Source organism: Nocardioides sp. (genome assembly GCF_025964975.1).
GTDB lineage: Bacteria > Actinomycetota > Actinomycetes > Propionibacteriales > Nocardioidaceae > Nocardioides.
Map to the genome: position 1 here is coordinate 1 of NZ_JAOPXV010000221.1, position 4,519 is coordinate 4,519.

The window sequence follows — 4,519 nt, forward strand, 5'->3', positions numbered from 1 at the left end:
CAGGACTCTACGAACAATTGCCGAACACCTGTTCGAGTCATCCACATACGGCCAGAGAGACGTCCGCACCGCAGATTGTGGACCGAAAGCGGCCCGCGAAAGGGCGCGTGCAAGTCAGATCGCGCGGAGAGAGCGACGAGGCTCTCGACCGATCACGCGGACAGAGCGATGTTGCTCTCGACCGACCGCAGCACGTCAGGAGTGAGCTCGGTAATGCCGTGGTGGGCAACGGCGTGGGCGCCGACCTGACCGAGGACGTCGTCCCTGGAGTCGCTTTCGAAACGTGCGACGCAACCTGGCACCACGTCACCGCAGGACAATGAGAACTTCACAACAGGACTCCATGCTCAACCGCCTCGGGGGAGGGGGGAGTTTCGGGACCCGGACCCAAAACGTGGTCGATTCCTCGTCCTGGTGGACACCGACGGTTCCGCCGTGAGCGACCGCAAGAGCCCGTGCCAGGTACAGGCCGATCGTAATCCCGCTTCCGTCGTCGTTGAGGTCGAACGGTTCAAATAGGGTCTGCAACGTGCTGTGATCCATCGGCAACCCCGTCCGGACCACGCGCAGCTCTGTCCACGGCCCGATCTCCTGCGCCTCCCAGACCACCGCATCCGGTTCGGGCGACAGCTCGGCCGCTCGCCGCAGGTCACGCAGCACCCGTCGCATGAGATCGGGATCGACGACCAGCCTCGTGGCGGCATGTACCCGCGAGGCAGCTGGCGTCCCGTGACCGGTTGTCAGCTCGGCGAACGAGACCGACCGCGCGCGGGGTCGCAGCAGGCCGAGGGCCGCCGAAGCCATCAGCTCCACGTCGCGCGTGCGTTCGGCAAGGCGCGCGAGGGCATCGTCGAGCTTGGCCGAGGTCGGGGCGAGCATCGACTGAGGCACCTCCTCCTCGCGCAGCAGGTCCACCCATCCCCTCGCAGTCGTGAGGGGTGTCCGGGTCTCGTGGGCGAACGCGGCCAGGAACCGGTCCCGCTGGCGATGGTCGTCGGCACTGGGTCGATTGGTTACGGCGGCCGTCCCTGCGTCAAGGAAGGCAGCCACCCACCGGTGGAGCACCGCGACGTCGATCTCGCGGCGACGAGCGACGTCAGGCACGCGTTCGCCAGCAAGGACCTCGCGCACAGCCACCACTCGGAGATCGGGGGGCGCTCGTTCCGTGGACAAGTCGTGGACGTTCCACTGGGACCTCCGCACCCCGCCGTCTTCCCAGTGTGCCCCGTGCTGCGCACCTCGGGCGGGCGTTCACGTTGATTCCCCGCTACGCGCTCCTACTGCTCAGCCGCGAGCGTCGCCTCGACGACCTCGAGCGTGGCCGGGCTGAAGGCCACGATTCGTGCCTCGGCGACCGACGACGCGGTCGTACGCAACGTCGTGACCGCCGCCAGGACGGCGTCGTCGAGGGGCCACCCGTAGACACCGGCGCTGATCAACGGAAAGGCGACCGAGGACGCACCCAAGGAGTCGGCCACGGCCAGGCACCGTTCGTAGCAGGACACGAGGAGCGACCGGTCGCCCGGATAGATCGGGCCCACCGTGTGGATCACCCAGCGGGCCGGCATGTCGCCCGCTGTGGTCCATCCGGCATCACCCGTCGCGAGTCCGTCAGGGAAGCGGGCGATGCAATCGTCCAGGACGGCGCGGCCGCCAGCACGATGGATCGCGCCGTCGACGCCGCCACCCCCGCGCATCCGGTTGTTGGCCGCGTTGACCACGGCATCGACGTCCTGGGTGGTGATGTCGCCGAGCACGGCGCTGACGTGGGCCATGTCAGCTGAACCCGCCGAGGGCAGCGCCGATGAGGAGGACGACCACCGTGACCACGGCACCTGCACCGGCAACGGCGGCCATGATGACGCCCACCTTGCCCTCGGCGGGCAGCGCGGACCAGAAGCCGGCCTTCCAGCCGGTCTCGGTCAGGACCGCGTCGACCGGCTCCTGGATCTCCTTGGAGGAGAAGCAGACGTCGACCTGACGGCCGACCTTCATGTCCGGGCCCACGCCGTACTCGATCCGTCGCTCGAAGGATCGGCTCCGTCCCGACTGCACCCGAGCGCTGCCAGTCACGCGTCCGACCCCCAGGCTGAGCTCGAAGTCCTGCTCGAAGTCACGGGTGATGGCCACCCCCGGCTCCTTCGCGACGACCTCGAGGCCGCGGACGACCTTGACCTTGTGCGCCGACGCCCACCCGAGGAACTCGGCGTCCGCCAGGTCGGCGTGCACCAGGATCCGGCTACCTTGCAGCGCGACGCTGTAGGGCGAACCCGCCAGCCGCTCCCGGATCAGCTCGGCCACGCGCTCGAACGGCACGACCCCGGCGACTTCCGCGGGCGGCTCGGCGCCGCTGGCGTCCTGCTCGCGACGCGTGGCCGGCACGAAGGCGGCCATCACCAGGCCCACTGCGAGGAAGATGAGTCCCGCGAGCATGATCCACTCGCCGGTGGCGAGCGCGATCACTGCCAGGAGGACGCCGAGACCGCTGAACGCTGCGGCCATCGCCGCCAGGATGATCCAGGTCTTCATGGCGTGATCCCATCACGGACGATGCCGGGCCGCTCCGAGACGTAGAGCCGGTAGAGGAAGTAGGCCGCGACGGCACACAGGGCGTGCCACGCGCCGTGGCCCTGCCACCACGAGTGCGGGTCGCACCAGCCGTGCTGGGACATGATCCAGATCCCGAACGCGACCAGCATGGACCCCAGCGCTGCGATGCCGAAGCCGATGGTCCGTCTGGACTGGCCCCGACGCCACAACCGCGTCTCCAGCGCGACCGCGGTGATCAACAGGACCCCGAAGCCGATGTTGCCGGCGTGGTTGACTACCGGGACGGGACGCGGCCACAGTCCGACCAGCTCGCAGACGAGCACGCATGCGGCGTACGCCCCGGCGAATGCCGCCGGACCCCGACGCAACCAGCGGACCCACGCGTAGGACGCGGCAAAACCGGCGATGAGGTACATGCTGAGCAGGTCGAGGTGTCCGCCCAGCGAACTCTGGGTCGCGTGCATGGCAGCCGACGCGGGACCCAGCAGGACGACCACGGACGCGTAGGCCGTCTGCAGTCCGAGCGGCATCAGCGAGGACGCGCCCGCTCGACCCCCGTGCCACGCGACCAGCAGCCCGGCGAGCACGAAGGACGCGTTGGAGAAGGTGTTGGCCGGTTGCCTGACCAGCGCGTCGGCGCGCGCGGCCTCGCAGAAGTTCGCCCCGCGTCCGACGTCCGGGCCGAGCCATCCGTAGCCGACCGCCAGCGCCAGCAGGCCGACCGACAGCGCCGCGACCGTGGCCGTGATGGCCACCGGCCGCAGGGGATGCACGAGAACATCACACCACGGCGAGAGATGGTCTAGATTCCCTGCGTGAGTGCCCAAGCCCCCGCCGCTGTCATCCTGGTCCGAGCCCAACGGTTCACGCCCAATCCGGCCACGGCCGCCGACAACGCCTTCCAGGCCGATGCGCCTGCGGGACAGTCCGACGACGCCACGTCGGCCCGGGCGCTGGCCGAGATGGACGCCCTGGCCGAGGCTCTTCGCGGAACCGGCGTGACGGTGCACGTCTTCGATGACGAGGACCACACCCGGCCCGACAGCGTCTTCCCCAACAACTGGCTCTCCACCCACGCGGGCGGCTACGTCGCCGTCTACCCGATGTACGCCTCCAACCGGCGCCACGAGCGCCGGTCCGACGTCCTCGAGATGCTCAAGTCGACCTACCGCGTGCAGACGATCGTCGACTACTCGGGCCTCGAGCCGGACGGCGTCTTTCTCGAGGGCACCGGCGCGATGGTGCTCGACCACATCTCACGCGTGGCCTACACGGCGCGGAGCCACCGCGCCGACATCGCCGTCCTGGAACGCTTCTGCGCGGACTTCAACTACGAGCCGATGGCGTTCGACGCCGTCGACTCCCACGGCGTGCCCGTCTACCACACCAACGTCATCGCTTGTGTCGGCACCGAGGTCGCGCTGATCGCGCTGGAGATGATCCCCGACGTCCAGCGTCGCGAGCAGGTGCGCGAGCGCCTGTCCGTCAACGGCCGCGCCGTCATCGAGCTGACGGAGCACCAGGTGCGCGAGTTCGCCGGCAACGCCGTCGAGCTCTGCGGCCGTACGTCGGAGGGCAAGCGTGGCTACATCATGGCCATGTCGGCACGTGCCCACCAGAGCCTGCGCCCCGAGCAGGTCGCCGTGATCGAGGAGCACTGCGAGATCGTCTCCGTCGACATCCCCACCATCGAGCTGGCGGGCGGCTCCGTGCGCTGCATGATCGCCGGTATCCACCTCGACCGCCGTCGGCCCGCGATGCAGGTCGGCGTGACCGAGGCCGTGGAGGCGATCAATGAGGACAACCCGGTGACCCCGGACGGCAGGTACGTCGACGGGCCGGACGCCACGTCGGAGCACGCCGGCACCGCTCTGGCCGACGCCTGAGCCAGCCGACGGGCCAGCCGACGGGCCAGCCGACGGGCCGGCCGATGGGCTGGCTGACATGCTGAGTGCCGTGCCCTACTCGC

Annotated in this window: 6 protein-coding genes; 1 reads left to right on the plus strand and 5 read right to left on the minus strand. The window is 69.4% G+C overall.

Annotated features, from left to right (window positions below):
- Nucleotides 1-152: 152 nt before the first annotated feature.
- From JWN68_RS19455 to JWN68_RS17765, 5 genes are all read right to left on the minus strand, one after another.
- Nucleotides 153-332, minus strand: a complete 180-nt coding sequence (locus JWN68_RS19455) for a DUF1059 domain-containing protein (RefSeq protein ID WP_366519829.1) — start codon at nt 330-332, stop codon at nt 153-155.
- Nucleotides 307-1,203, minus strand: coding sequence for a HAMP domain-containing sensor histidine kinase (locus tag JWN68_RS17750; protein ID WP_366519830.1), 897 nt, complete (start codon nt 1,201-1,203; stop codon nt 307-309). The genes JWN68_RS19455 and JWN68_RS17750 overlap by 26 nt, the downstream gene beginning before the upstream one ends.
- Nucleotides 1,204-1,277: 74 nt before the next feature.
- Complete coding sequence (locus tag JWN68_RS17755) at nt 1,278-1,775, minus strand: macro domain-containing protein (protein ID WP_297741412.1); 498 nt, start codon at nt 1,773-1,775, stop codon at nt 1,278-1,280.
- A 1-nt stretch (nt 1,776) separates the two neighbouring features.
- Nucleotides 1,777-2,529: a hypothetical protein gene (locus JWN68_RS17760; RefSeq protein WP_297741414.1), complete on the minus strand. Its 753-nt coding sequence runs from the start codon at nt 2,527-2,529 to the stop codon at nt 1,777-1,779.
- The gene (locus tag JWN68_RS17765; RefSeq protein ID WP_297741416.1) at nt 2,526-3,305 is read right to left on the minus strand and encodes a ceramidase domain-containing protein; all 780 of its coding nucleotides are present in this window, start codon (nt 3,303-3,305) and stop codon (nt 2,526-2,528) included. The genes JWN68_RS17760 and JWN68_RS17765 overlap by 4 nt, the downstream gene beginning before the upstream one ends.
- A 60-nt stretch (nt 3,306-3,365) precedes the next feature.
- Here JWN68_RS17765 and ctlX point away from each other — a divergent pair, with 60 nt between their 5' ends.
- Nucleotides 3,366-4,436, plus strand: a complete 1,071-nt coding sequence (gene ctlX, locus JWN68_RS17770) for a citrulline utilization hydrolase CtlX (RefSeq protein WP_297741418.1) — start codon at nt 3,366-3,368, stop codon at nt 4,434-4,436.
- The last annotated feature ends 83 nt before the right edge of the window (nt 4,437-4,519 follow it).

What these genes read in the sequence shown, in the direction of transcription:
- JWN68_RS17755 (WP_297741412.1), bottom strand. Translation starts at nt 1,775, where the DNA reads ATGGCCCACGTCAGCGCCGTGCTCGGCGACATCACCACCCAGGACGTC.
- JWN68_RS17760 (WP_297741414.1), bottom strand. Translation starts at nt 2,529, where the DNA reads ATGAAGACCTGGATCATCCTGGCGGCGATGGCCGCAGCGTTCAGCGGT.